General features: G+C 62.4%; 23 protein-coding genes and 1 riboswitch. Of the genes, 9 read left to right on the top strand and 14 right to left on the bottom strand.

All coding sequences use genetic code 11. The annotated features are described in order from the left end of the window. Window positions 1-541: 541 nt before the first annotated feature. The 5 genes from ADIAG_RS09650 to ADIAG_RS09630 form a co-directional block, all read right to left on the bottom strand. Window positions 542-2,938: a bifunctional salicylyl-CoA 5-hydroxylase/oxidoreductase gene (locus ADIAG_RS09650; protein WP_007271164.1), complete on the bottom strand. Its 2,397-nt coding sequence runs from the start codon at window positions 2,936-2,938 to the stop codon at window positions 542-544. Between the two features lie 76 nt (window positions 2,939-3,014). Beyond that, a complete protein-coding gene (locus ADIAG_RS09645) occupies window positions 3,015-4,646 on the bottom strand; it encodes an AMP-binding protein (RefSeq protein WP_007271163.1) in 1,632 nt (543 codons plus the stop codon). 62 nt (window positions 4,647-4,708) lie between these two features. Continuing rightward, window positions 4,709-5,578, bottom strand: a complete 870-nt coding sequence (locus ADIAG_RS09640; protein WP_007271162.1) for an acyl-CoA thioesterase — start codon at window positions 5,576-5,578, stop codon at window positions 4,709-4,711. After that, entirely contained in the window at window positions 5,575-6,060 is a 486-nt protein-coding gene (locus ADIAG_RS09635; RefSeq protein ID WP_007271161.1) for a cupin domain-containing protein, read from the bottom strand. Before ADIAG_RS09635 ends, ADIAG_RS09640 begins: the two co-directional genes overlap by 4 nt. Before the next feature lie 56 nt (window positions 6,061-6,116). Then, window positions 6,117-6,968, bottom strand: a complete 852-nt coding sequence (locus ADIAG_RS09630) for a fumarylacetoacetate hydrolase family protein (RefSeq protein ID WP_007271160.1) — start codon at window positions 6,966-6,968, stop codon at window positions 6,117-6,119. A gap of 142 nt (window positions 6,969-7,110) precedes the next feature. On the opposite strand from ADIAG_RS09630, the gene ADIAG_RS09625 reads away from it, so the two are divergent. Further along, window positions 7,111-7,530, top strand: coding sequence for a RidA family protein (locus ADIAG_RS09625; RefSeq protein ID WP_007271159.1), 420 nt, complete (start codon window positions 7,111-7,113; stop codon window positions 7,528-7,530). A 108-nt stretch (window positions 7,531-7,638) separates the two neighbouring features. Here the strand turns inward: ADIAG_RS09625 and ADIAG_RS09620 are convergent, their stop codons facing one another. Continuing rightward, window positions 7,639-8,520, bottom strand: a complete 882-nt coding sequence (locus tag ADIAG_RS09620) for a PaaX family transcriptional regulator (RefSeq protein WP_007271158.1) — start codon at window positions 8,518-8,520, stop codon at window positions 7,639-7,641. 141 nt (window positions 8,521-8,661) lie between these two features. Here ADIAG_RS09620 and ADIAG_RS09615 point away from each other — a divergent pair, with 141 nt between their 5' ends. Continuing rightward, on the top strand, window positions 8,662-9,678 hold the full coding sequence (locus ADIAG_RS09615) for a D-2-hydroxyacid dehydrogenase (RefSeq protein ID WP_007271157.1): 1,017 nt from the start codon (window positions 8,662-8,664) through the stop codon (window positions 9,676-9,678). Window positions 9,679-10,384: 706 nt separating this feature from the next. Here the strand turns inward: ADIAG_RS09615 and ADIAG_RS09610 are convergent. From ADIAG_RS09610 to ADIAG_RS09590, 5 genes are all read right to left on the bottom strand, one after another. After that, window positions 10,385-10,612 carry a PLDc N-terminal domain-containing protein gene (locus tag ADIAG_RS09610; RefSeq protein WP_007271156.1) on the bottom strand — a complete coding sequence of 76 codons (228 nt, stop codon included), beginning with the start codon at window positions 10,610-10,612 and terminating at the stop codon, window positions 10,385-10,387. Window positions 10,613-10,665: 53 nt separating this feature from the next. After that, on the bottom strand, window positions 10,666-11,070 hold the full coding sequence (locus ADIAG_RS09605) for an RNA-binding S4 domain-containing protein (protein WP_007271155.1): 405 nt from the start codon (window positions 11,068-11,070) through the stop codon (window positions 10,666-10,668). Between the two features lie 62 nt (window positions 11,071-11,132). Then, window positions 11,133-11,489, bottom strand: coding sequence for a hypothetical protein (locus ADIAG_RS09600; protein ID WP_152426113.1), 357 nt, complete (start codon window positions 11,487-11,489; stop codon window positions 11,133-11,135). Window positions 11,490-11,563: 74 nt separating this feature from the next. Next, window positions 11,564-12,898 carry an LLM class flavin-dependent oxidoreductase gene (locus ADIAG_RS09595; protein ID WP_007271153.1) on the bottom strand — a complete coding sequence of 445 codons (1,335 nt, stop codon included), beginning with the start codon at window positions 12,896-12,898 and terminating at the stop codon, window positions 11,564-11,566. An 18-nt stretch (window positions 12,899-12,916) separates the two neighbouring features. Further along, on the bottom strand, window positions 12,917-13,681 hold the full coding sequence (locus ADIAG_RS09590) for a 3-oxoacyl-ACP reductase (RefSeq protein ID WP_007271152.1): 765 nt from the start codon (window positions 13,679-13,681) through the stop codon (window positions 12,917-12,919). Window positions 13,682-13,760: 79 nt separating this feature from the next. After that, window positions 13,761-13,854: riboswitch (TPP riboswitch) on the bottom strand. A gap of 41 nt (window positions 13,855-13,895) precedes the next feature. Here ADIAG_RS09590 and ADIAG_RS09585 point away from each other — a divergent pair. The 5 genes from ADIAG_RS09585 (at window position 13,896) to ADIAG_RS09565 (ending at window position 18,994) form a co-directional block, all read left to right on the top strand. Beyond that, window positions 13,896-16,322 (top strand): Tex family protein, encoded by a 2,427-nt coding sequence (locus tag ADIAG_RS09585; RefSeq protein ID WP_007271151.1) that lies wholly within the window; start codon window positions 13,896-13,898, stop codon window positions 16,320-16,322. A 53-nt stretch (window positions 16,323-16,375) separates the two neighbouring features. Continuing rightward, window positions 16,376-16,771: an SdpI family protein gene (locus ADIAG_RS09580; protein WP_007271150.1), complete on the top strand. Its 396-nt coding sequence runs from the start codon at window positions 16,376-16,378 to the stop codon at window positions 16,769-16,771. Further along, window positions 16,768-17,178: an SdpI family protein gene (locus ADIAG_RS09575; protein ID WP_007271149.1), complete on the top strand. Its 411-nt coding sequence runs from the start codon at window positions 16,768-16,770 to the stop codon at window positions 17,176-17,178. Before ADIAG_RS09580 ends, ADIAG_RS09575 begins: the two co-directional genes overlap by 4 nt. 111 nt (window positions 17,179-17,289) lie before the next feature. Next, complete coding sequence (locus tag ADIAG_RS09570) at window positions 17,290-17,784, top strand: ferritin (RefSeq protein WP_007271148.1); 495 nt, start codon at window positions 17,290-17,292, stop codon at window positions 17,782-17,784. A 268-nt stretch (window positions 17,785-18,052) separates the two neighbouring features. Next, a complete protein-coding gene (locus ADIAG_RS09565) occupies window positions 18,053-18,994 on the top strand; it encodes an SH3 domain-containing protein (RefSeq protein ID WP_007271147.1) in 942 nt (313 codons plus the stop codon). Between the two features lie 83 nt (window positions 18,995-19,077). Here the strand turns inward: ADIAG_RS09565 and ADIAG_RS09560 are convergent, their stop codons facing one another. After that, entirely contained in the window at window positions 19,078-20,388 is a 1,311-nt protein-coding gene (locus tag ADIAG_RS09560; protein WP_007271146.1) for an AI-2E family transporter, read from the bottom strand. A 167-nt stretch (window positions 20,389-20,555) separates the two neighbouring features. On the opposite strand from ADIAG_RS09560, the gene ADIAG_RS09555 reads away from it, so the two are divergent. After that, on the top strand, window positions 20,556-21,872 hold the full coding sequence (locus tag ADIAG_RS09555) for an SH3 domain-containing protein (protein WP_007271145.1): 1,317 nt from the start codon (window positions 20,556-20,558) through the stop codon (window positions 21,870-21,872). A 1-nt stretch (window position 21,873) separates the two neighbouring features. Beyond that, window positions 21,874-22,236 carry an META domain-containing protein gene (locus tag ADIAG_RS09550; RefSeq protein WP_007271144.1) on the top strand — a complete coding sequence of 121 codons (363 nt, stop codon included), beginning with the start codon at window positions 21,874-21,876 and terminating at the stop codon, window positions 22,234-22,236. 93 nt (window positions 22,237-22,329) lie between these two features. Here ADIAG_RS09550 and ADIAG_RS09545 read toward each other — a convergent pair whose 3' ends face one another. Together ADIAG_RS09545 and ADIAG_RS09540 are read right to left on the bottom strand one after the other, a co-directional pair. Next, window positions 22,330-23,739 (bottom strand): NAD-dependent succinate-semialdehyde dehydrogenase, encoded by a 1,410-nt coding sequence (locus ADIAG_RS09545; protein ID WP_043474347.1) that lies wholly within the window; start codon window positions 23,737-23,739, stop codon window positions 22,330-22,332. 226 nt (window positions 23,740-23,965) lie between these two features. Further along, window positions 23,966-25,030 (bottom strand): aldo/keto reductase, encoded by a 1,065-nt coding sequence (locus ADIAG_RS09540; protein ID WP_007271142.1) that lies wholly within the window; start codon window positions 25,028-25,030, stop codon window positions 23,966-23,968. Window positions 25,031-25,280: the final 250 nt, after the last annotated feature.

Here is a 25,280-nt window from a genome sequence, read left to right as displayed (position 1 = left end):
GAGGTCATGCCAAAGTTTCTCTTCGCCCTCTGGCTTTTTCCGTGCTCATTATCGCTGGCATGGGGGGGCGGTTTGTTCGATCGTCAGGCCAGCTCGCACCGGCAACAACCATGACCTGATTCCGCAATTGACAGTGATCGCGGTCGTGGCCTGCGCGGTGGGCATAGCCGTCTGGTTCGCAAGCCCGGCACCACGAACCGGTTATTTTTTGGGCAGCTCCACAAAGACACTCGCCGTTACCGGGCTCATCGTCCTCGGCGTGGGACTGCCGCGCCTGGTGTTATCCCATGAGCCTGGGTGGGATCTGGCACTTAGCCTCGTTGTCACCGTTGTTCTGGGCATCCTCGCAGTTTTTTGTTGCGCAGGCGCATCGGCCGGGAGATTCCGGATTCGCCCGAGGGACTCTGATACCGGAAGCCTTCAACACGCCGGGAGCGCTGGGGAACACCATGATCGTTTGGTGGGACGCTGAAAACGAAGGGGCAATGATTCGTTGAGCCGGCTTGGCGTTTTGAACCACTGCCCCTTCTTGCCGTCAGGCTCAGGCGCTCGGCACCAAGTTCTCGGTTGCCTTGTCCTTGGCCGGCGTCCAGCGCAGGTGGACCTGCTCGTCGAGTTCGTCTTCCTTCAGCAGCGACAAGCGTGGGCGGACCGCGTCGGTGCGCGCGCTGGGCGGTTTGCGGGCTCCGGCCTTGAACGGCAGTGGCCAGGTGGCGCCGTCGCCGACGTATTCCTGCTCCGCGGCTGCCTGCAGCGTCCAGGCGGGGTTGTACAGGTGCGTGCGGCCCAGGGCCACCAGGTCCGCGCGTCCGGCCAGCAGGACCGAGTTCACATCGTCGTAGGAGGAGATTGCACCCACCGCGATGACCGCGACCCCGGCCGCGGCGGCGATCTGGTTGCGGATCTTGTCAGCGAACGGGGTCTGGTAGCTGCGCCCGAACGCTGGGCGTTCATTGCGCACAATCTGCCCGGAGGACACATCGATGGACTTGACCCCGTGGGCGATGAACGCCTCGGCGATCAGCAGGGCATCGTCCTCGGTGTTCCCGCCCTCGGTCCAGTCGGTGGCGGAGATGCGCACGCCGATGGGCTTGTGCGCCGGCCACACCGCTGCCACAGCATCCAGGACCTCCAGCGGGTAGCGCAGGCGATTCTCCAGCGATCCGCCGTATTCGTCGGTGCGCGCATTGGACAGCGGAGAGAGGAACGATGAGAGCAGGTAGCCGTGGGCGGCGTGCAGCTCGAGCATGTCGAATCCAGCAGCATCGGCTCGGCGGGCCGCTGCCACAAACTCGTCGCGGACCGTATCCAACATGGCCCTGTCCATCTCCACCGGGACGTGGCACCCATCGCCGTAGGAGATGGCGCTGGGGGCCAGTACCTCCCAGTTGCCGCTCTCCAGCGGCTCATCAATGCCTTCCCACATCAAGCGGGTGGATCCCTTGCGGCCGGAGTGGCCGATCTGCGCGCCAATCTTGGCACGCGAGTTGCTGTGCACGTAGTCGGTGATGCGCTTCCACGCGGTGGCTTGCTCGTCGGTGTACAGGCCGGTGCAACCGGGGGTGATGCGCCCAATATCCGAGACGCAGACCATTTCGGTCATCACTAGCCCGGCGCCGCCCATGGCCTTGGAACCCAGGTGCACCAGATGGAAGTCCCCTGGTACCCCATCGGTCGCCGAGTACATGTCCATGGGGGAGACCACCACGCGGTTCACCAGTTCCATCTGGCCGATCTTGTACGGCTGGAACATCGCCGGAGCGATCTGCTCGGAGCCGGAGAGCCTCGCGAAGTCCTTATCGACGGTGGCCGCGAAGTCGGTGTCGCGCATTTTGAGGTTTTCGTAGGTGATGCGGCGAGAACGGGTGAGTAGGTTGAAGCAGAACTGCACCGGGTCCTGGTTCTTGTACTGACCGATGTTCTCGAACCACTCCAGAGAGGCCTGGGCCGCGCGCTGGGTGGAGGCGACCACCGGACGGCGCTCGGTCTCATAGGCTTCCAACGCCGTTTCGACCGAGGCGTGTTCGTGCAGGCAGGCAGCCAGGGCCAGCGAGTCTTCCATGGCCAGCTTGGTGCCCGAGCCGATGGAGAAGTGCGCGGTATGCGCTGCATCTCCGAGCAGCACAATGTTTTCGTGGCGCCAGTTTTCGTTGCGCACGGTGGTGAAGTTGATCCACTTCGAGTTGTTGGTCAGCACGTTGTAACCGGCCAGTTCCTCGGCAAAGATTTCCTTGACCTTGGCCACCGACTTCTCATCGCTGACCCCGGGGGCGAAGGTTTCGTTGGCGGTCTCATCGAAGCCCGCGGCGTGCCACACATCCTCATGCATTTCCACGATGAAGGTCGAGCCTTCATCCGAATACGGGTAGCCGTGGATCTGCATGGTGCCGGCGTCGGTTTCCTTGACGAAGAACTTGAAGGCCTCGAAGACCTGGTCGGTGCCCAGCCACATGTACTTGGAGGTACGCGGATCCAGCGACGGTACAAAGGACTCTGCATAGCGGGTGCGGATAGAGGAGTTCAACCCGTCGGCGGCGAGCACCAGATCGTAGCTGGCCGAGAGTTCCTCGACATCCGGGGCGATGGTGGAAAAACGCACGTCGACACCGAGCTCGATGGCGCGGCGCTGCAGCAATTGAAGCAGTTCCTTGCGGCCCATCGCGGCAAAGCCCTGACCTCCAACGGTGTGCATTTCACCGCGGAAGTGGATGTCAATATCACTCCAGCGGGCGAAGCGCCGAGACATGTAATCGGCGATCACGGTATCGGCGTTGCCGATTCCGCCCAGGGTCTCATCGGAGAACACCACACCGAAGCCGAAGGTGTCCGAGGCGGCGTTGCGCTCCCAGAGAGTCACTTCGTGGGTGGGGTCCAGCTGCTTCATCAGGGCCGAAAAGTAGAGGCCGCCGGGGCCGCCGCCAACAACTGCGATTTTCATGGTGGTTCCTTTCAAGGGGCGTGCGGTGCTGCCTGGAATCCAGGGGGGATAGCGGGGAAGAAATAGGAGGGAGTGCTCAGGAGGCGGGAGACTGGACCAAGGCGTCGCGGAGCTTGAAGTGCTGGAGCTTGCCGCTGGGGTTCCGGGGCAGTTCCTCGACAAATCGGATGTCGCGCGGGTACTTGTAGGGTGCGATGACCGACTTGACGAAGTCCTGGAGTTCCTTGGCCTTGGCGGGGTTTCCTTCGATGCCCTCGGTGAGCACCACGAACGCGCAGACCACCGATCCGCGCTGCTCGTCGGGTCTGGCCACCACCGCGGTTTCCAGCACGTCGGGGTGCTGGATGAGGGCCTCTTCGACCTCGGGGGCACCGATGTTGTAGCCGGAGGAGACGATCATGTTGTCGCTGCGCGCCTGATAGGTGAAGTAGCCCTCGGCGTCCATCACGAAGGTGTCCCCGGTGACGTTCCAGCCGTTGGACACGTAGGCGTGCTGGCGCTCGTCGTCGAGGTACCTGCAGCCCGTGGGGCCGATGATCGCCAGCCGGCCGACCTCGTCGGGTCCCAGCTCGTTGCCCTCCATGTCCAGGATGGTGGCGCGGTAGCCTGGCACCGCCTTGCCCGTGGTGCCGGGGCGGATGGCGTCCCCGGCGGCGGAGATGAAGACGTGCAGCAGTTCGGTGGAGCCGATGCCGTCGATCAGTTCCAGCCCGGTGGCGTCCTTGACTGCCTGCCAGGTTGCCGCCGGCAGGTGTTCCCCGGCCGAGACCGCCAGCCGCAGCGGACGCAGCAGTTCGGCTTGGCCTTCCTTGAGGATGGCCCGGTAGGCGGTGGGAGCGGTGAACAAGATCGTGGCCCCGGCATCGTGGGAGAGTTGGGCCAACTCGAGAGGGGTGGTGCGTTCGGTCAGCAGGGTGCTGGCGCCGAAGCGCAGCGGGAAGACCACCAGTCCGCCGAGTCCGAAGGTGAAGGCCAGCGGAGGGGAGCCGGCAAAAACATCGTCGGCGGTGGGCGCAAGAATGTGCTTGGCGAAGGTGTCGGCGTTGGCCAGGATGTCACGGTGAAAGTGCATGGTGATCTTCGGGACCCCGGTGGTCCCGGAGGTGGGTCCCAGCAGCGCCACATCATCTGCAGCGGTGTCAACGTTGGTGAAGGATCCGGACTTGGTTGCCGTCAGGGCCACCAGATCGGCGGCATCACTGGACCCGACAGACACGACCGGGAAGTTGGTGCCCGCAGCAAGGCGGGCATCGTCCATGAACCGGTGGTCGCTGAGCAGCAGTGAGGGCCCGGTCAGCTCGGCGAGCTTGGTGATTTCCGCCGCGCGCAGGGCGGGCATGGTGGTGACGACCACCGCGCCGGCCTTCAGCACTCCCAGCCAGCAGGCGACCAGCCAAGCATTATTGGGGGCGCGCAGCATCACCCGGTTTCCCGGGATGATTCCGAAGTCCTCGGTGAGGACCTGGGCCACCTGGTTGGCGCGGGTGAGCAGTTCGCCGTAGCTTTGCCGGGTTCCGTCCGGGGCCAGCAGTGCGGGGGAGTCCGCCCCGAACTTCGCTACGGCCTCGTCGATCAGCACCGTGGCGGCGTTGAGCCGGGTGGGGTATTGGAGTTCGGGCAGCGTGAATTCCAAGGTGGGCCACAAGTCGTGCGGGGGCAGGTGGTCGCGGGTGAAGGTGTCTTGGTGGGCCGAATGTGTCAGTTCCATGAACGTGCCGTCTCTTTCCAGGAGTCGATGTCAGTGGGGGCGTTGGTGCCGGTTCTGAAGGGTCAGCCGCGCGGTGCGCGGATCATGCCTTCCTGGGCGACGGTGGCCAGCAGTGCACCCTCTCGGGTGTAGAAGCGGCCCAGGGCCAGGCCACGGTTGTTCTGGCTGGAGACCGCTTCCTGGACGTAGAGCACCCATTGATCCACGCGCCCGGCACGGTGAAACCACATGGAGTGATCCAAGCTGGCGGTGATCAGTCCCTCGGTGCTCCAGGACAGGTCCTGGGTGCGCAGCAGGGGTTCGAGGATGGTGTAGTCGCAGACATAGGCCAGGGCAGCGCGCTGGGTGATGGGATCGTCGGGAAGTTCGGTGAAGGCCTTGACCCAAACCGCCTGGTGGGCGGATTCGACACCGTCGGACTTCACGTACAGGGGACCGGGGACATGGCGCATGTCGAAGGACCTGCCCGTTGACCAGTAGTCGGCGGCCGGGCCCTCGGCCTCGGCGAGCACCGCGGCGGCGCTGGCCAGGGTCTCGGGATCAATATCCAGGTATTCGGCAGGGGCCGTGCTTGCATGCTCGGGACCTTCTTCCGGGACATGGAAGGAGCCGATGGAGGTGTAGACGGCCTTCGAATTTTGGAAGCCGCGCACCTGCCGGGTGGAGTATCCGCGGCCATCACGCATCAGCTCGACTTCATAGCGGACCGGTACGTGCATATCCACCGGGCGCAGGAAGTAGGAGTGCATGGAGTGCAGTTCCCGGTCATCGGTCACCGAGCGCATCATGGCCGAGGCACCCTGGGCGACCATGTCCCCGCCGTAGGCCTTGGGCCACGGCACATGCTGGGGAATCGCGGTGAAGGCGGTGTCAAAGACCTCGGCCTCGCAAGCGGTGAGGTCGATGGCGTCGAGAAAAATTTGTGAGCTCATGCCCGGCGGTATCCTTCCAACGTTGAATCTGCTACTTCGTCGAGGTTTACGACGATGTTTTCCGGGGTCCGGGCGGTCAGCCACACCAGTTCCTCGGTGACGGACATATTGGCCTCAACATGCGGCATGAACGGCGGGACGAAGACCCAGTCTCCGGCGGTCATATCCAGGAATTGTCCGTAGTCTTCGCCGAAGTAGATCCGTCCGTGCCCACGCAGCACGTAGCCGCCGGTCTCGGCCTCGCCATGGTGGTGCGGCAGCGAACGGTAGCCGGGGGTGTTGGATACCTGGCCGAACCAGATCTTGGTGGCTGGGGTGTGCTGGACGCTGACCCCAGAGACGCGGATGCAGTCACCGGACTGAGCGGTGTTGGTGTCTTCTTCGCCCTTGCGGGTGACTACCGGCACGACGTTCCCGTCGGCGCCGGCGTAGATCGAGTTGTCACCCTCGCTGCGGTGGATGATGGGGGTGGAATTGCTCATGGGTTCGGCTCCTGCCTCTGTGGTTCGATGCGTGGTTGTGGTGTGTGGAAACATGTCTAGGCGGTTGCGGCGACGCGCAGGCTGATGCGGTTTTTTAGGGTCCCGATTCCGGGGATCTCGGTGAGAAGCTCGTCCCCGTCCTGCAGGAAGCGCGGCGGGACCATGCCCATGCCGACCCCTCCGGGGGTTCCGGTGAGGATGACGTCGCCGGGACGCAGGATGGTGAAAGTGGAGATATAGGACAACAGGCGGGCCGCGGAGAAGACCAGGGTCTTGGTGTTGCCGCGTTGGACTTCCTCGCCGTTGAGAGTGCAGATGACCTCGAGGCCGGCCACCGGGTCGAGTTCATCGGCAGTGACCAGCACCGGGCCCAGCGGAGTGGTGCGGTCAAAGGACTTGCCCTGGAACCACTGGAGGGTGCGGCGCTGCCAGTCGCGCATGGAGATGTCGTTGGCCACGGTGTACCCGGCGATTGCCGCCGCGGCCTCGTCCTCGGTGGCGTCCTGCAGCGTGGAACCGAGTACAACGGCCAGCTCCGCTTCCCAGTCCAGATCCATGGATTCATCGGCCGGGATCTGCGCCTCGGGGTCGGTGAGGGTATCGGCGAATTTGGCGAAAAGCGTGGGGTACTCGGGGAGTTCCCTGCCCATCTCCAGGATGTGGTCGGCGTAGTTCAGACCGCAGCAAATGACCTTTGTCGGGTTCGGGACCGGGTTCAGTAGCTCGATCGCAGATGCGGGCAGGGCATCGGGTCCACAATGGCCGGAGGATGCATCCTTGAGGATTTCCTTCCACTGCGGAAGAGAGAGCAGCTCGCTGAGGTTTCGTGCGGGCAGAGGCTGGTAGCCGCCTGCCACCACCAGCGCGGCGGTGGTGCGTCCACCGTGTCGTACCGTTGCGAGTTTCATTCTCTAGGCCCCTTCGCCATCTAACAAATCTATTGTGTCGACTTTTTGACTGCCGTCACGTATCCTCAATGTAACACGCATCACTAGTCCGGCGCCAGAGCGGAACACCCGCGATCGCCAACGAAACCCACAGGAGAGCACGATGACCGAAACCACCCTCATCCAGAACCTCACCATCAACCCCGAGACGTTGGGCAAGCCCTCGGGCTTCGCGCACGGAGTGCTCGCGGGAAATACTGTGTATTTAGGTGGCCAGACGGCCTTGGACAAGGACATGAAGATCGTCCCGGGCAACATCGTGGACCAGTTCCGGCAGGCCTTCTCCAACGTCCTGGCCACGCTCGTCGAGGCCGGCGGGCTCCCCGAGGACCTGGTATCGGTGACCATCTACCTCACCGACGTGGATGACTACTTGGCCAATGGTCGCGAGATTGGCCGCCTGTGGCGCGAGATGGCGGGCAGCAAATACCCCGCGCTGGCCGGAATCGGTGTCAGCCGCCTGTGGCAGAAGGAAGCCTTGATCGAAATTCAGGGCGTTGCGGTGATTCAGGACCGCGCGTAGCTTTCGCCGGGGCATCTTTTAACAACAAAGAAGCCGTGCCGCGCAACCAAATCCCTTTGCGGGAATGGCTGCATGGCACGGCTTCTTGCATGTGGCGTAGCCGCTTGGCTACCCGGCGAGCATATGCTCGCCGATGGCGCGGTCGGCGTGGCGTTCGGCGCGAGAGGCCAAGAGGGCGTGGAGCTTCTGGAACAGCTCTTCCGCTTCCAACGCATTCCAGTTTTCCGGAAGGAACTCGATCGGGAGTCCCGGGTCCAGATACGGCAAGCGTCGCCATTGGGTGACCAAGACTAGGTAATCGGCGAAGGCACTGGCATCGGACTCCGTATCGTTACTGAGCTCCACCCTCCGCGTCCACGATTCCAACAGTCCGCGGTTGTGGGCCAGAAAGTCGGAGTACAAGTCATCAAGGGCGGGCAGATCCCACCATGAGCCGATGTTCTGCTGAAGATCGGCACCACCGACGTGGTCGGCCATGAAAAACTCGAGAAATTCGGTCAGACCGCGGGTATCAAAGTAGGCCAAGACCGCGTCGCGCAGGTGACCAGGGGCTATCCATAATCCCGGGGTGACCGAACCAAAACCCATACGCACCAGAGAAGAGCGGATCTTATGCCGGATATTGCGTTGAGATTCCGGGACGGTGAAAGTCGCCAGCAGCCATTGGTCGCCCTTTGCTGCCCGGCGCGGGTGGAAAATGCGTTCGTCACCCTCGATGAACGTTTCAATGACCGATGGTGCCAGCGCATAGCCGTTGCGGCCATTGACCTGCACGCTGTCAATGACCCCGCGTTTCTTCAACCGTGAGATCGATGACCGGGTTCCGCTGGACTCCACTCCGATGTCCTGCATCAGGGAAATAATCGTGGCGACGGCCAAAGCGCCCCCGTGTTGGCGGGCATATAGACCGAACAACGAAACGATGAGTTGATGGTGCCGTGGAACCGGGTTCTCTCGAGGTCCAGTGCGATCATCGACGTTTGTGGTCATGAGCTCAGCCTATCGAAATCAGGCACGATAGCCTGTTGGGCGAGCCCGGTTTTGGACGTGTCGCTCTCGTGACGCAGAAAAACTACCGCTGATGTTGTTCACGCATCCCGGCCACCCACAAGAAAGAGGTCAAAGAGTTCCATGCGCCCACAGGTGTTGATTTGTTCGTATCTCCAACCGGAGCTGGTTGACCGTCTTATCGCAGACGTCCCCGAAGTTGATGTCATCTACCGGCCCGAGCTGTTGCCCATCCCGCAGTTCGGTGCCGATCACTGGGGCGTACCGCGCGAACTCACACAGGATCAGCTGAACGAATGGCACGGCTTCCTGGGCCAGGCGACTATTATGTTTGATTTCGATTGGTGGCAACCAGCTGCCTGGCAGCAACATAGCCCACGTCTTGAATGGATCCAGGCCACCCAAGCAGGGGTAGGTGCCCGCGCCGAAGCCATGGGGCACACCGACGGAGACGTCCGGATCACTACTGCTGCGGGTGTCCATGCCAAGCCTCTGGCTGAATTTGCGCTTGCCGGGTTGCTGCATTTTGTTCGCGAACTACCGCGCCTGGAATCCCAGCGACGAAATCAGAAATGGACCAACGGTTCGTCACGAACGCTACATGGCCATAAAGCCTTGATCATCGGTGCCGGAAGCATCGGCCGAGAAGTGGCCGAAACCCTGACTTTCATGGGGGTGGCGTGTGACGGGACAACACGCGGAGTGCGAACGCTAGGAGAACCGTTCGAACGGTCCATCCGCCTAGAAGACTGCGAGCTGGGGAACTACGACATCGTCGTGCTTTCCTGCCCACTGACGGATGAAACTGTGGGACTTTTTTCCAAGCAGAGAATCTCGGAAATGAAGCGAGGTGCGCTGCTCGTTAATCTGTCGCGAGGACCGGTCGTTGACCAAGAGGCACTCGTTGATTCCCTGGCCGGTAGCCATCTGGGTGGCGCGATTCTAGACGTTGCGGATCCGGAGCCGCTGCCGGCGGGACACCCCTTGTGGAACGCGCCCAACCTCATCCTCTCGCCGCACACCGCGGCAAACGTCGACGCGGAAAATGCCCGCCTCGTGGAGCTCTTTACCAAGAACCTGCATAGATACCTCTCTGGCGAGGAAATGATCAACGTCTTTGATGCTCGGCTGGGTTACTGATGCTGGCTAAGTGGTCAGGCCCGAGGAGTCGCGTGTCGTTTGGGGCCGGTGCTCAGTGGAACGCTGGTGCGCGATTCTTCTAATAGGCCGGCCTGGACAGCTAGCACTGTCAGCTGGACACGGTTGCTGACACCGAGTGGTTCCACGATCTTCGCCACAGCCTACTTCGGCGAAGACATCGATCGGGTGCGCTGGAAGGCGAAGCATACACGCGCTAACGACTTTGAGCATCGGTTATATGATGAACAGTAATTTGAGCTTTCCGATGTGGTGAGCGGCGGGGGCGAATCGAATGTCCAGATCGATGAAGCGGTCGTCAACGAATGCTCAGGCGTCATCGACCGGACCAGTGGGAAGTAATGACAGTGAAGAATCCGCAGCCCCGCTCGTCAGGAACGGTTGGCTAACGCGGGCAGCAATGCGAACTCCGAATGAGCCGAAGAGACGTCGCTGACTGTGCTCCGGCAAGGGTGCAGGAAATCTGAGCGCGGCTGGCAAACGGCGGTGGCCGATTTCCACTTCAGAGAGCGACAAAGCCAACACGAAGCACCGATCGTTGAATTCCACTGAAGCCAATACTCCAAAGCAAAGACAGGGTCCTTCGGAAGAAACTTCCGAAGGACCCTGTCTTTTCCGGAAGCGGTGTCGACTTCCGGGATGGTCGGGTCGTGACGTTCGTCAGATCGCTCCCACCTTCGAGTAGGAACTACTTAACTCGGCGCATGCGTCCGAATACCAAATAGGCGACGGGGCCGAGGAAGTTGATGAATGAGGCCGCGGCCCAGGCACTCTTTGCTCCCCGGACTTCGGCGGCGGGACGTTTGACAAGATCTCGCAATGCCACGAATTGGAGAGTCAACTGCGTGATGCCCATGACGGCGATGCGCCAGCGCGATACGACAGATAGTTCGTTCCAGGACTTGTTCCGGCTCATAGTTCTCCTCAGTCGCGACAACAGCCATGACAAGGTCACAGCCGCATTTTCAGCTAGCTATTCCCATGGTAGTCGCCGGTCTGATGGAACTGGTCTCGAAGCCTTTCCATCTCACGCCGGTCCTTCTTGGTCGGGCGCCCCGTTCCCCGGTCCCTGACGGGAACCTGCGGAATGACTTCCTTGGGGCGGACCGGGGTGTGGTCAATGTAGCAACGGGCAGCGATGTCGGCACCAACCCGTTTGGCGATCACCGCGGAAACTTCCAGGATTCGGTCGAAGCCTGACTGTCTGACCCTGATGGTGTCACCGGGAACAATGATTTGGGCGGCCTTGGCGGGCTTGTCGTTCAACCGAACATGGCCGGCACGGCAAGCGGTCGTCGCCGCCGAACGGGTCTTATAGATTCGAATCGACCACAGCCATGCGTCGATCCTGACTGCCTTTGATGCCTGCTTCATTCCGCCAGTCTAGTCAGTCGTGGGGTCCGGCTGTTGGTGATTGCGACTCTTACCTGCGTGCACTAGACCAACGCGTTGTCACAAGCCGTGACGAGTCGCTCCTGAAGCTCGGCGGGAACCTCGTCACCGGAAGCAGCCACATCGTCTAGGGCGCTGACGAATTCCTTGGGCAGACCGCCCTCGCGGACCGAGTCCACCATGGACGAGACAATCTTGAGGTCGGAGGCATTGATGCTGCCGTCCTTGATGGGTTCGCACACCTTCTTGATCAGTTCCTTCTTGGCGCCATCGACCAGCTGCGTGGCGGCCGACGAGGCCGCGGAGGAAGCCGTGTCGGCGATCGTCGCACAGCCGGTCACGGAGAGCAGCATAACGGCGGAGGCAAGGAGCGTGGCTCCGGTGGAGCGTGTAAATTTCATGAGCTCCATAATAGTGGCCACCGAAGGGAGAACACTGGGAAAACCCGGTGCCTCCCCTCGGAGCATGGGCACACCTAACCGCGAACCATCGCCGAGTCCAACCGCTCCGGCCTGGTCAGGCCCAAGGAATCGCGCAGAGTTTGCCCCGGGTACGCGGTGCGGAACAGGCCACGTTCCTGCAGGATGGGCACGACCAGATCCACGAAGTCTTCCAAACCCGCGGGAAAACTGGGACACATGAGGTTGAAGCCGTCGCAGGCACCGGCCAGGAACCATTGCTCGATTTCATCGGCGATCTCCGTCGGGGTGCCGATCATCGTGGCATGTCCGCCACCTGCCGCCAGGAATCCTAACAACTCTCGCAGCGTGGGTTGCTTGGTCTCGATGATGCGCTGCACCGTGAGGTAGCGGCCCTGCGGTCCGGAGAACTCAGAGACCGGCGGCAGCGGAGCAACCAGCGCCCCCAATGGATGCGAGGAGTAGTCCTGTCCGGTAAACATATTGAGCTGCTTAATGGCAGAGTCAAAATCCAGGTAGGAATCCAAGGCTTCCTTCTTGCCTAGGGCTTCGGCTCGTGTGGCCCCGATGTAGGCGACCAGCCCCGGAAGGATGGGGACCTGTGTCCCCGCCCTTCCGACATCATCAATCCGCGCTCGGAGGTCGACCGCATACTCCAGAGCCGATTCCAGGTCCCAGGACACCGAGTAGATGGCTTCGGCATGCCGAGCGGCAAAGGACCGGCCGGCTTCGGAGGAGCCAGCCTGGAAGAGCACCGGACGCCCCTGTGGACACCGCGGGACACTCAGCGGGCCTGCCACCGAGAAATGCTTCCCGCGGTGGTTGATGGGGCGAATCTGCGTGGGGTCAAGATAGCTGCCGGCCTCGCGGTCGACGGGCAGCGCCGAATCCGACCACGAATCCCACAACCCCTGCATCGCTTCAACGAATTCCTCGGCTCGTTCGTAGCGTTGCGCATGCCCGGGCAGGGCATCCATGGAATGGTTGCGGGCCTCGGCATCAAACATGGAAGTCACCACGTTGATCCCCGCGCGTCCGGAACTGATGTGATCAAGCGAGGCCAACAATCTGGCGGCGTGGAACGGGCTGTAGAAGCTGGCCGAAATAGTAGTGACCAGCCCGATGTTGCTGGTGGCCCGAGCCATGGCACTGAGCGCCGTCACCGGCTCCAGGAACCAGGGGATGCCGGCAGCATATTCGTGGTTGACGCTTTGGCCATCGGCGAAGAAGACCGCGTCGAAGCAACCATGTTCGGCCAGCCGGGCAAGTTCCTCGTAGTAGGCGATGTCTCCGACACGGTTGGCACTGGAATCGGGGTGGCGCCAGCCCATGGTGTGGTGCCCTGCCCCATAGATGAAGGCATTTAGATGCAATTGACGTGTGCTGTTCATGGCTGTTTACCCTCCCGTCTAGTTCATCACTAGTCCGCCGTCGACCACCAGGTTCTGTCCCGTCACCGCACGCGACCATGGCGACGCAAAGAGCAGTGCCGCGTCGGCAAACTCGGCGGGGGAGGTAACCCGGCGCAGGGGAGTGGAGCCAGCGATCAGCTCGAAGACCTCTTCCGGGGTGGCGGCCGAGGCATCGGTGGTGCGCAGCAGGCCACCGGAAATCATGTTGACTCGGATGTTCTCCGGGCCGAGGTCCGCTGCGAAGGTGCGGGTCAAAGACAGCAACGCCGCCTTGGCCGCCGTGTAGTCGTGGTACGGGACCACGGGGTTCTGGAAGAGGTTGGTGCCGATGTTCACGATGTTGCCGAAGCCCGCTTCCTTCATGCCCGGGATCGTTGCCTGGATGGTGTTCAGGGCACCTCCGATGACTCCGGTGAATTGTGCACCGAATTGCGTGTAATCGATTCCCTCGGCCTTGGCACGGGCATCACCGTTGAAGGAAAAATCAGGAAGGGCATTGTTGATCACCGTGGTGATCGGGGTGCCAAAGTGTTCAGTTGCAGTGGCCACCAGCGCGGCGACCTGCCCGGCATCAGCGACGTCGGCACGGAGGGCGAGAGCACGGTCGGCACCGATTTCGGCAACAAGGTCCCGCGCCGTGGATTCGCTGGATCGGTAGTTCAGCACCAGGCGCGCGCCTTCGCGCGCAAAAGCCCGTGCCAGTTCGCTGCCCAGCCCTCGGCCGGCACCTGTTACCAGTACGATTTGGTCCTTGATAAGCATTTTGAGGCATCCTTCGGTTGGGCGAAAGGATGCCATTGAACCCGCTCACGGGCGCCCCGGAATCGGGGTACGACCAGGGGCCATGCCGGACCGGCATCCCTTCGCTCGGATTATCGAGATCAGGTTCAACGGGTCTAACTCTCAGCCGCCAGGCGGCACCCCGTGTCGAGTCCTTGGCCCAACCTAGCACCGGTGGATCCCGTTGCCCAACCATATGAACGCCGCGGGAGCGACACACCCGGATCCGGGTCCCGGTGGATGCAAGGTGTGGGGTCCATGCGGCAAACTAGGGTGGGTGAGCCAGAGCAGAATAATCCAGACCATCGCCGCAGAACTATCGGTAGCCGGGGCAAGCGTCGCTCCATGGCAGGTGAAAGCCGCCGTCGAGTTGCTTGATGCCGGATCGACCGTTCCCTTCATTGCCAGGTACCGCAAAGAAGTCACCGGGACCCTCGACGATACGCAACTGCGGATGCTCGAGGAACGGCTGCGCTACTTGCGCGAACTCGAGGAACGCCGTGCAACCATCCTTAAAGCCATCGATGAGGCAGGCAAACTCACCGAGGAGTTGGCCACGGTCATCGGGGCTGCCACCACGAAGGCCGAGCTCGAAGACCTCTACCTGCCCTACAAGTCCAAGCGACGCACCAAGGCGCAGATCGCCCGGGAGGCGGGACTCGAACCGTTGGCGGACTCACTGATCGCCGATCCCTCCCAAGACCCCGAGACGCTCGGAGCAGCCTTCCTGAGCCCCGAACACGAGATCAACGCCGCCAGCGAAGCCTTGGCCGGGGCCCGTGCCATCCTCACCGAACGCGCCTCGCAGGACGCGGTACTGGTCTCAGAATTGCGTGAGCGGCTCTGGACCCGCGGCAAGATCGCCTCCCGGACCATGGCAGGGGCCCCAGCGGCGGAAGCCGCCAAGTTCTCCGACTACGAGGACTTCGTCCAGCCAGTGGCCACCCAGCCCTCGCACCGGATCCTGGCGCTGCTGCGCGGGGAACGGGAGGGAGTGCTGAACCTTGAACTGGCCGAGGCAGATCCGCGCGACGATGCGGGACTGGCAGAAGCCCGTGCCACCTATGAGGCCGCAGTGGCCAAATCCCTGGGCATCACCGCGGCCGCCGATGCCCCGGCCGGGAAATGGTTGGCCCAGACCGTGCGCTTGGCTTGGCGCGGGCGCCTGCTCGCACGGCTCGAATCTGATTTGCGCACACGGTTGTTCGAGGCCGCGGAGGAAGCCAGCGTGAAGGTCTTCGCCGCGAACCTTCGCGATGTACTGCTGGCCGCACCGGCAGGGAACCGCGCGGTGCTTGGCCTGGATCCTGGGCTGCGTACCGGGGTGAAGGTCGCCGTGGTGGATGCGACGGGCAAGGTGGTGGACATCGCCACGATCTACCCGCACGCCCCGGCCAACAAGTGGTCGCAGTCCGTTGACACGTTGGTGGCTCTGGCCGCCAAGCACGGCACCGAATTGATCGCCGTGGGCAACGGAACCGCCAGCCGGGAAACCGACAAACTGGCCGGAGAAGTGATAACCAAGCTGACCAACAAGCCCGCAAAGGTCATTGTCTCGGAGGCTGGCGCCTCGGTGTATTCGGCATCGGCACTGGCCAGCGCCGAACTGCCAGACTTAGACGTTTCGATCCGAGGGGCGGTGTCGATCGCCCGCCGGTTGCAGGACCCGCTGGCCGAGCTAGTGAAGATCGAGCCCAAATCCATCGGAGTGGGCCAGTACCAACACGATCTGACCCCGGCAAAGCTTGACCGGTCGCTCGATGCGGTGGTCGAGGACTGCGTGAACGCCGTGGGCGTGGATGTGAACACCGCATCCCCAGCATTGTTGGCCCGGGTCGCTGGCGTTGGGTCGTTGCTCAGCCGCAATATCGTCGAGCACCGCAACACCAACGGTCCGTTCATCAGCCGCAAGGCACTGTTGAAGGTCCCGCGACTGGGAGCCAAGGCGTTCGAGCAGTGCGCAGGCTTCCTGCGCATCACCGGCGGCAAACAACCGCTTGACGCCTCGGCCGTGCACCCCGAGGCCTACGGGCTCGCCGAGGCCCTGCTCAAGGCCGCCACCGCGGCGAACACCTCGGTGGGGTCGTTGAACGCCACTGACTTCGTCACCGAACAGTTCGGTCTGCCCACCGTCAAGGACGTAATCGCCGAGCTGGTGCGCCCGGCCCGCGACCCGCGCCCCGACTTCAAAACCGCAAACCTGAAGGAGGGCGTGGAGAAGATCGGCGACTTGGAAGTCGGCATGATCCTTGAAGGGACAGTTTCCAACGTGGCTGCCTTCGGCGCGTTCGTGGATGTGGGAGTGCACCAGGACGGTTTGGTGCATGTCTCGGCCATGAGCAACAAATTCATTTCTGATCCGCGCGAGATCGTCACCTCCGGACAAGTGGTCAAGGTCAAGGTCCTGGAAGTGGATCCGGCACGCAAACGCATTTCCCTCACGTTGCGTCTGGATGACGAGCCCGGTGCCAAGGCGGAGAAGGTCGAGCGCGGACCACGTGGCCCGCGCCAGACACCGACAAAGCAGCGGGGAGCCAAACCGGCAGCAACGCCGGTAGCCAAGGCTGCTGGCGGCCACACCGCTATGGCCGAGGCCCTGCGCCGCGCCGGACTCAGTGGCTAAACCCCGCCCCTCGGGGCCAAATGTAGGCATCCGAACCGTAGGAAAGAGCAGGAATGAATGGCGAGGCATTAACCGAATTGATCACGAGCCTTTTCCTGGTGCTGATCATGGCAGGGCTGGCCTGGTCGATGAAGGCTGCTGGCACCGGGCAGCTTAAGCGAAACGCCTGGATTGGGATCCGCACCGCTAGCTTCTCGCACTGCGATGAATGCTGGTTGCTGGGACACCACGCAGCCTCCCACAAAGGCATTATCGGCTGCGTGGCCGCCGCGGTGATCATCGCAGCAGGCGGCGTCGCCGCGCTGCTGGCCCCGAGCCTGGACTACCTTCAGCCGGTTTCCCTGATGCTGGGCGTTCTCGTGATGCTCGTTGGCCTGTTGCTAGGAATGCGTGACGGAAACACCATGCTGGCCAAGATGCACACCGATGAATTGGGCGCCGATAGGTGAGCGAACACCAGATCACGGTGCTGGTCATGGCTCCGCTGGTGGCGCTGTTCGCTTGGTCGGTAGCGGCGATCAACGGCGCGGTCGAGCGCGGAAAATACGATATCAACCCGGCGATTGGCATCCGTACCAGCTCCACCATGCACTGCGAAGACTGCTGGAGGGCCGGGCACCATGCCGCGGCCGGCCCGCTGTGCCACATGCTTCCCCCGGTGCTTCTGCTCGCCCTGGCGGCCTTGGCTGCAACACTCCTTGAATCAGTGAGCGGTCCGGTGCCCGCCTACGCCATGTTGGCTGTTGGCTTCAGCTGGATCATGGCAGCAATGGTCGCCGCGGCACACAAAGCGAACGCGGCAGCGCGCAACCTGCACCCGGAGAATCAACACCCTGATGCCCAGCTACCAAGGTGAGCATCACCTTGCTTTGCCTCCGAAATGCTCCGAATCATGCCATAATTACCGCGAGGTAAGTACGGCCATACTTCGGTGACAAGGGATGAAAGAGTCGGTAGCGTGAGTGCCATGGAACTCAATGGAAAGCTCGCAGACGCATTCAACGACCAAATCACCCTGGAACTTGCAGCCTCGACGGTGTACCGCCAGCTGGCCATCGAAATGGATATGCTCAGCTTGCCAGGCATCGCCGGATGGTTCCGTGCCCAGGCCGCCGAGGAAGTGGAACACGCGGAAAAGTTCATCACGCACATGTCCGACCGTGGCGCGCACCCGGCCATCGGCGCCATCGGTGCCCCGGCCTTGTCCGTGCTCACAGTTGAGGCCGCCTTTGAGGCCTCGCTTGCCCACGAAAAGAAGGTCTCCGAATCGATCCGGGACCTCTACCGCCTGGCCCAGAACGAGGGCGAAATCGATTCGATACCGCTGCTGAACTGGTTCATCGAGGAACAGGTCGAAGAGGAAGCCACTGTTGGCGAGATTCTCGACCGCGTGAAGATGATCAGCAATGACGGCAACGGGCTGCTTCGCCTCGACAGCGAACTGGCCTCCCGCCAGGCTTAATCAGCGCTGAAAAAATGATGTGACGAAGGCCCCCGGCTTCTGGCTGGGGGCCTTCGGCGTTGGTGCAATACCATAGGGGAAGGCGTGTCTGCTTTTCCATGCCCCGGTCTGCGTCGAATGTCGGCGTCCCGGGGCAGTTTTGGTTCCACACGTCCGTGTCCCATCCCATCGAGTTACCCAGCGAGGTCATCAACAACGTGTTCCACGTCCGTTCACGCCTCGCGTCGTGCAACCCGGGCCCCAGTGCGCCAACCCCGGGCCGGAAACGATGAAGAAGTTCGACTCGGCACGCACCGAGAACCTTCCCGAACCTCACCGGCTCACTGGACCCAGCCACCGCACCACCGTCGAATTGAAGTTTCGCAAGGGCGCGGGGCGACACTACGCCACTCAATACCTGCTGGCACCCGACACCCCGGTGCAGCTGCTGCGTGTGAGTGGATTGTGGGCCAGCGTGCAGCACGGACAGGCTTTCGGCTGGCTCCCGACCCAATGCCTCGAAAAACTTGAAGCGCCCCGTGCTCGCGCCCAGGTGCCGGTGCGCCCGGTCTCTGGGCAACACGATTCTCGGTCCGCAGGTGCACCCAGCGCCCCGGAGGTTCCAGACGAGGACTTCGTTCCCACGCATCGCAGCACCGCTGATTTGAACCTGCGCAAGGGCTCGGGCACCAACTACTCGGTGTTGCGGGTGTTGGGCGCCAACATCCAGGTCCGCAAGCTCGAAGAGGTTGGCACCTGGACCAAGCTCTCCACCGGCAAGGACGTCGGCTGGGTTCCCAGCGCCTATCTGGCACGGGTCACCGTGCGACGCCCGGCCACAGGCATCCAGCCCATGGCTCCGACCGAATACACCACCACCGTGCGGCTGAACGTCCGCCGGGACGCAGGGGACAGGTTCCCGGTCCTGCGCATCATGCAGGCCGGCACCCTGGTGCGGGTCAACGGGAAACTAGGGCCGTGGTGCAGGATCATGCTCGATCAAGACTCCGGCTGGGTCCCGGCGAGCCAATTGCAATTGCGCTATCTGGCCTCCACCACGCCGGTTACCACCTCTGACACGACCCTGTACCGAGGGTCATCCGCGAACTACCGGGTAGTGGCCCAGCTTGCGGCAGGGGAACAAGTCCGGGTGTTGGCCAGCCGTGGACAGTGGACCAAGGTCCAGGCCGGCCGGCTTGAAGGCTGGGTCCACAGCACGCACCTGGGCTGAACCACCTGCCGTTTAACGACAACGGACCGTGCAAAGCCAACCTTGGTGGTTGGCTTTGCACGGCCCATTGCTCTAAATGTTCCCTACTTCAGGGGTCCCTTGGTGGTGGAATCCGGGTTCCCGGCGACGGATTCGCGTTCGGCGTTGACCGAGTTAGCCGCATCGGCGGCACCGACCTCGGCATGAGCCAGGACCTGTTCCTCGCTCGGCTGCGCGTCCGATTTCTTCTTACTCTTGCGAGTTTCGGCATCGGAGAGGGCCGCAGGTACGTCACGGCCGGACCAGATCTTCACCAGCGCCCACGCCACGGCGGTCAATGGCACCGCGATCACGGCGCCCACCAGGCCTCCGAGCACGGTTCCAGCGGCCAGCGCGAGCAGAATCACCAGTGCGTGCAGGTTCAATGCGTGCGCCATGACCACCGGCTGCAGGAAGTTGCCTTCCAACTGATTCACCACGATCACCGCGCCCAACACGATCAAGGCCACCACGGGACCGTTGGTCACCAACGCGATCAAGGTCGCCAGGATCCCGGCGAAGGTCGCACCTACCATCGGGATGAACGAGGCCATGAACGTCACCACGCCCAGCGGAATGGCCAGCGGCACCCGCAAGATCAACAGCACGACGGTGATGCCGATGGCATCGACGGCGGCGATGGTCGCGGTTCCGCGCATGTAACCGCCCAACGTCTGGACGGCGCGTTCACCGGTGGACAGCCAACGATGCATCTGGTGGTCCGGCATCCAAGACAGGAAGAACGCCCAGATCTTGTCGCCGTCCTTCAGGAAGAAGAACAAGATCACCAGCAGCAACACCAGACCGGTGAAGAAGTTGCCGGCGGCGGATAGTCCGCTCAGCGCCCCGGCACCGAACTGTGAACTGGTCAGGAAGCCTGTGACCTGGCTGACGGCCTGATCGATCTGGTCATCAGAGACGCTCCACGGCAGCCGGTTGAGCATCTCTTGGAGTGTTCCAAAGCCCTCGGCGCCCTTGTCCACCAGATCCGGCCATTCGGCGATTACCGAGTAGACCAGTGCGGTGCCGATGCCTCCGAGCACTAGCAACGAGCCAAGGAATACGGACCATGCGGCCAGCAGCGGCGACATGACCTTGCGCAGCAGGCGCACCAACGGCCACAAAGCGCAGGAGAGGATCAGCCCAATGAGCACCGGCAGGGCGATCAGGCTCAATCGCAGCAGGCTGAAGACCACCGCCGAGGCAAGCACCAGAACTACCAACATTTGGACCGAACGGGTGGCCACACGACCCAACGGGTCGATCCACATCCCCGGGACGCTATGGGACGGCGGGACAGCGACCAAACCAGCCTCGGTGGGCTCGAGAGCCGGGCGCTGGCGCGGCTTCCTCTTGAATCCAAATTTGGCTGACATCCAGTGACTCCTCGTAATTGACAAAAACACCACACTACGCACTTGGTGACGCGGCGCGGCTGCCAGACTAACCTCTTAGGAAAAAGGTTAGTCTAATAGCGAACCGCGCGGTGTCCACTCGACCCCGTGTCCGGAGGAGACGTAGAACCGCGTGAGCTGGGGGAAACATGCAAGATGAACACCGAAGGACGCATTCTTGGGGAATCAAGCGCCGTGGCGCAGCGTGGGTGCTGGGCGCCGTCCTCGTGGTTTCCACGTTGGCTCCGGCTCAGGCCATGGAGGCACCGCGGCCAGTGGGGAATGCAGTTTTGGCTCCGGGCGGGATCACCTCGACGTTGGTTCCCTCATCCAAGGTTCAGAGCGCCAAGGCCAAGTCGGTAAAAACCACAGCGAATTTGAACTTGCGCTCCAAGCCGTCAACGGTCGGGAAAAAGCTGGTCGTCATCCCCAAGGGCACCACTCTGGTGGTGAGCTCAACGAAATCCGGGTGGAGCCAGCTGCGCTATGCAGGCAAGAACGGTTGGGCCTCGAACACGTACCTGCGCGCGGTCACGGCCGCGCCCAAAAGCCTCATGCGCGGGGATCTGGGCAAGACCTCCGCCGCACTGCGCCTGCGGACGAAGCCCAACACCACTTCCAAGAGTCTTGCCACGGTGCCTAAGCACGGTATCTACACCGTCAAAGGAATTTCGAGGGGATACGCCCAGATCACCCGTCGCGGAAAGACCGGATGGGTGCAAAGCAAATACCTGAAGATCGTCGCGAAAAAGCCGGGACGGGAAATCTACAGCGACAAAAAATACACCACCAACCGTGCGGGCCTGACCGATAGATATTGGACCAAGGTCTCCGGCGAGGATCTGTACGAAAGCGTCAAGGGCAAGATCCGCGTCGGGGATATCCCGCGGAACTCGGTGGTGTACCGGGACAAGAAATCGGAGAAGACCGCCGGTTCCGTCAAGGGCTGGGTCTTCGTACGCACCCAGGGCATGACCGGGTGGATGAAGACCAGCCAGTTAGCGCGCAAATCCAGAGCTTCAACCAACCCCGGCAAGCACCGGGCGAAAACGCTGAAGGCGCAGCCAAACGGTAAAATCCAGGAAAAGATGCTCGTGGCCATCGGCTGGGATAAGGAAAAAACCCTCATCGCGGCCCCCGCGCTGAGGGACCTGACCCGGCTGAACACCGCCTTCAAGAAGAAGTTCGGCCGCAACATGGACATCGACCTGGCCTACCGGACCCGTGCGACGCAGGACTACTACTGGGGCGAGCTCGGCCCGTATATTGCCGCGCGTCCCGGCACCTCCAACCATGGCTGGGGCACGGCGATCGATACTCCCGAAACCTACAATTATTCCTTTCGCGGCAAATATTACAAATGGCTGAAGACGCATTCCAAGAAGTTCAATTGGGTGCACCGAAAGAACCTTGAAGAGGGATCGCCGTACGCCGAGGCCTGGCACTTCGAATACGTGGGTAAATAAAATGAAAAAAACCGCATTGATCGCCGTGTTGGCCGCCGTGCTGCTGAGCACTGCCTGTGCTTCCTCGGGCGATGCGCCACTGGATCCGGTGGGTAGCTGGGGTTCGGATGTACCCGGCGAACCCAACTTGGTCTTGGAACAGGACGGCAAGCTCAGCGGCACCGATGGGTGTAACCGGCTGATTGGAAGCTGGGAACGCACCGGCGACACCCTGGAGTTCGGCCCGCTGGGCGGAACCCGGATGTTGTGCGAGGGCGTGGACACCTGGCTCGCGGATGCTGCCTCAGCGACCCTGGGCACCGATTCCCTGCAGATCTACAATGCTGCTGACCAGCCCATCGGCACGTTGGACCGGGACCGGTAACAGCTCCGAGAGCAGAAAAGCGCGGCTGCGTCCGTCCCCGAATCGGGGGATGGAAGCAGCCGCGCTTTGAGTGTTTCAGCGTGCGGCAGGTGGTTAGTCGGCCACGTAGAAGAGACGCTTGTTGACGAACTCTTCCATGCCCAACGGGCCCAGCTCGCGACCGAAGCCCGAGCGCTTCACCCCGCCGAAGGGCATTTCTGCGCCCTCGGCAGATGGCACATTGACATTGGCCATGCCCGAATCCAGCCCGGAAGCGACCTTAGCGGCGCGAGCCTGATCGGTGGCGAACACCGCACCGCCCAGACCGTACTGGGTGTCATTGGCCATCTCCAGGGCTTCCTCATCGGAGGTGGCCTTGTAGACGACGGCAACCGGGCCGAAGAGCTCCTCGTAATAGGCGCGCATGCCCTTAGTGATGCCGGTGAGCACCGTCGGGGAGAGGTAGGCGCCCGGACCCTCGTGCAGGGTTCCCCCTGCGTGCACGGTGGCGCCCTTGTCGACGGCGTCCTGGATCTGGGCTGCAAGGCCCTCGGCGGCGGCGCGGGAAGAAAGCGGACCGAAGGTGCCCTCGTCCTCCTTTGCAGGATCGCCCGGAACCAGATCGATAGCCAGCTTGGTCAGCTCGCCCACGAAGTCATCGAAGATGTCCTCCATGACGATCATGCGCTTGTTCGAGTTGCAGGCCTGGCCCGTGTTCTCCATGCGGGTCGCCCAGGCGGTGGCTGCGTCCTCGGCGATGTTTGCCGAATCCAGGATGACGTACGGATCCGAACCGCCCAGTTCCAGCACTGCCTTCTTCAGGTTGCGTCCGGCCTGTTCACCGATGATGGCCCCGGCACGCTCGGAGCCGGTCAGCGAGACACCCTGAATGCGCGGGTCCTCGATGATGGTGGAGATCTGGTCGTGCGAGGCGAAGACGTTGTTGTACACACCAGCCGGCACCCCGGCATCGTCCATGATCGACTGGATGGCCAAGGCCGAACGTGGGCAGGTCTCGGCGTGCTTGAGCACGATGGTATTGCCCAGCATCAGGTTGGGCGCGGCGAAGCGGGCCACTTGGTAGTACGGGTAGTTCCACGGCATGATGCCCAGCAGCGGGCCCACGGGCAGCCGCTGGATGATGGCCTTGCCGCCACTGAGGGTCTTGACTTCCGCGTCCGCGGCCAAGGTTGGCCCTTCGGTGGCGAAGTATTCAAAAATTTCCTGGCAGTACTCCGCCTCGCCCTTGGACTCGGAGAGCGGCTTGCCCATTTCCTGGGTGATGGTCGCGGCTAATTCGTCGGCGCGTTCGGCGAAGAGCTCACCGACGCGGGCAACGATCTTGGCACGTTCCTTGATGTCGACGTTCCTCCAGCCCTGGAATCCGGTCTGGGCGGCGGTGATCGCGTCTTGGATCTCGGCGTCGGTGGCGGTATCGAATTCCTCCTCCACGGCTCCGGTGGCGGGGTTTTGGACTCGGTATCCGGTGGCGGTCGGCGTCTGGGCGTTGGCGGTCACGGCCATGCTCCTTCTGGTAGTCGCTGGGGCGGCGGAGTTCCGCAGGGAACTGCGATGCGCGCCACGTACTCGTCCATCATGTCGTGAATGCGACGATTTGTGAAGCCGGTCACGCGATTTTTGTGCGGATATCCGCTGTCGGCTTAGTGAGGAACTTCGGTATCGGTGGCAAAAGTGACGGAACCCTACGGATTTAGTGTCCGTAGGGTTCCGTGGAGGTCTGGATCGGTGTTTAGCTGGTTGCGGCGGAGCGCCAGTGATCGATCCCCGCTTCGCCGGCAACGATCCTGTCGATCTTTTCCAGTTCCTCGGTGCTGAAGGTGGTGTTGCCCAGCGCGCCGAGGTTTTCATCGAGCTGTGCCGTCGAAGAAGCACCCAGCAGCACGGATGTCACTCCGCCCTCGCGCAGCAACCAGGCGATGGCCAGCTGGGCCAGTGACTGGCCGCGGGATTCGGCGACCTGCGCCAGAGCGCGGGCCTTGGAGAGATTCTCCTCGGTGAGATGCCCCTGCAGCGAGTTGCGTCCGCCGGAGGGTACAGCCGCTTCGTTGGAGAGATACTTGTTGGTCAACAGCCCCTGGGCCAGCGGTGTGAAGGCAATCGATCCCATGCCGTGTTCGCTCAGGGTGTCCAGCAGCCCGTCCTCGACCCAGCGGTTGAGCATGGAGTACGAGGGCTGGTGGATGACCAGCGGGGTCCCCAGGTCCTTGGCCACGCGGGCTGCTTGTGCCGTGCGCTCGGGCGAGTAGGAGGAAATCCCGACGTAGAGTGCCTTGCCCTGGCGCACCAGAGTGTCCAGGGCTCCGATGGTTTCCTCGATGGGGGTGTCCGGGTCCGGGCGGTGCGAGTAGAAGATATCCACGTAGTCCAGGTTCATGCGGGCCAGGGACTCGTCGGCGGAGGCCATGATGTACTTGCGCGAGCCCAGGATGCCGTATGGGCCCGGCCACATGTCCCAGCCGGCCTTCGACGAGATGATCAGTTCGTTGCGGTAGGCCTTGAAGTCGGTGCGCATCATCCGGCCGAAGTTTTCCTCGGCGGATCCATGGGGCGGGCCGTAGTTGTTGGCTAGATCGAAGTGCGTGATGCCGTGCTCGAAGGCGTGGCGCAGGACCTCGCGCTGGGTGTCGAAGGGGCGGTTGTCACCGAAGTTCCACCAGAGGCCTAGGGAAATCGGGGGCAGGATCAGCCCGGAGTTTCCCACCCGGCGGTACCCGGTGGAGGCATAACGGTCCGCGGCCGCCACGAAGGGTGCGTGGGTATCGGGGACGGGGTCATAACGGAGTTCTTCGGCCATGGTGGTGGTGTTCTCCTGACAGAGGGGTGGGGAGGAAATACTTCGAAGCCTTGAGGGCTTCATCCGCATCCATTCTTGTCCCACATGCCCTAGATAGTCCATGCCGACGTGCCCTGATCCAGTGGAAAACAGAATTTGCCGTTGGGGGCCTTCGATCCCGCTTAAAGTGAAGAACCGGTCGAGACGGCTAAGGAGGTGAAACTCCGCCGCGACCGGTTCTTCTGATCACTCGCACCTTGAGAAGGTTTCT

The sequence above is a fragment of the Paeniglutamicibacter gangotriensis Lz1y genome (genome assembly GCF_000348945.1).
Lineage (GTDB): Bacteria > Actinomycetota > Actinomycetes > Actinomycetales > Micrococcaceae > Paeniglutamicibacter > Paeniglutamicibacter gangotriensis.
The sequence above is the reverse complement of the archived record's forward strand: the minus strand, read 5'-3'. Positions and strand labels throughout refer to the sequence as shown.

Coding starts and splice junctions, on each gene's coding strand:
- ADIAG_RS09650 (WP_007271164.1), bottom strand. CDS start 2,938: ATGAAAATCGCAGTTGTTGGCGGCGGCCCCGGCGGCCTCTACTTTTCG.
- ADIAG_RS09645 (WP_007271163.1), bottom strand. CDS start 4,646: ATGGAACTGACACATTCGGCCCACCAAGACACCTTCACCCGCGACCAC.
- ADIAG_RS09640 (WP_007271162.1), bottom strand. CDS start 5,578: ATGAGCTCACAAATTTTTCTCGACGCCATCGACCTCACCGCTTGCGAG.
- ADIAG_RS09635 (WP_007271161.1), bottom strand. CDS start 6,060: ATGAGCAATTCCACCCCCATCATCCACCGCAGCGAGGGTGACAACTCG.
- ADIAG_RS09630 (WP_007271160.1), bottom strand. CDS start 6,968: ATGAAACTCGCAACGGTACGACACGGTGGACGCACCACCGCCGCGCTG.
- ADIAG_RS09625 (WP_007271159.1), top strand. CDS start 7,111: ATGACCGAAACCACCCTCATCCAGAACCTCACCATCAACCCCGAGACG.
- ADIAG_RS09620 (WP_007271158.1), bottom strand. CDS start 8,520: ATGACCACAAACGTCGATGATCGCACTGGACCTCGAGAGAACCCGGTT.
- ADIAG_RS09615 (WP_007271157.1), top strand. CDS start 8,662: ATGCGCCCACAGGTGTTGATTTGTTCGTATCTCCAACCGGAGCTGGTT.
- ADIAG_RS09610 (WP_007271156.1), bottom strand. CDS start 10,612: ATGAGCCGGAACAAGTCCTGGAACGAACTATCTGTCGTATCGCGCTGG.
- ADIAG_RS09605 (WP_007271155.1), bottom strand. CDS start 11,070: ATGAAGCAGGCATCAAAGGCAGTCAGGATCGACGCATGGCTGTGGTCG.
- ADIAG_RS09600 (WP_152426113.1), bottom strand. CDS start 11,489: ATGAAATTTACACGCTCCACCGGAGCCACGCTCCTTGCCTCCGCCGTT.
- ADIAG_RS09595 (WP_007271153.1), bottom strand. CDS start 12,898: ATGAACAGCACACGTCAATTGCATCTAAATGCCTTCATCTATGGGGCA.
- ADIAG_RS09590 (WP_007271152.1), bottom strand. CDS start 13,681: ATGCTTATCAAGGACCAAATCGTACTGGTAACAGGTGCCGGCCGAGGG.
- ADIAG_RS09585 (WP_007271151.1), top strand. CDS start 13,896: ATGAACGCCGCGGGAGCGACACACCCGGATCCGGGTCCCGGTGGATGC.
- ADIAG_RS09580 (WP_007271150.1), top strand. CDS start 16,376: ATGAATGGCGAGGCATTAACCGAATTGATCACGAGCCTTTTCCTGGTG.
- ADIAG_RS09570 (WP_007271148.1), top strand. CDS start 17,290: ATGGAACTCAATGGAAAGCTCGCAGACGCATTCAACGACCAAATCACC.
- ADIAG_RS09565 (WP_007271147.1), top strand. CDS start 18,053: ATGAAGAAGTTCGACTCGGCACGCACCGAGAACCTTCCCGAACCTCAC.
- ADIAG_RS09560 (WP_007271146.1), bottom strand. CDS start 20,388: ATGTCAGCCAAATTTGGATTCAAGAGGAAGCCGCGCCAGCGCCCGGCT.
- ADIAG_RS09555 (WP_007271145.1), top strand. CDS start 20,556: ATGCAAGATGAACACCGAAGGACGCATTCTTGGGGAATCAAGCGCCGT.
- ADIAG_RS09550 (WP_007271144.1), top strand. CDS start 21,874: ATGAAAAAAACCGCATTGATCGCCGTGTTGGCCGCCGTGCTGCTGAGC.
- ADIAG_RS09545 (WP_043474347.1), bottom strand. CDS start 23,739: ATGGCCGTGACCGCCAACGCCCAGACGCCGACCGCCACCGGATACCGA.
- ADIAG_RS09540 (WP_007271142.1), bottom strand. CDS start 25,030: ATGGCCGAAGAACTCCGTTATGACCCCGTCCCCGATACCCACGCACCC.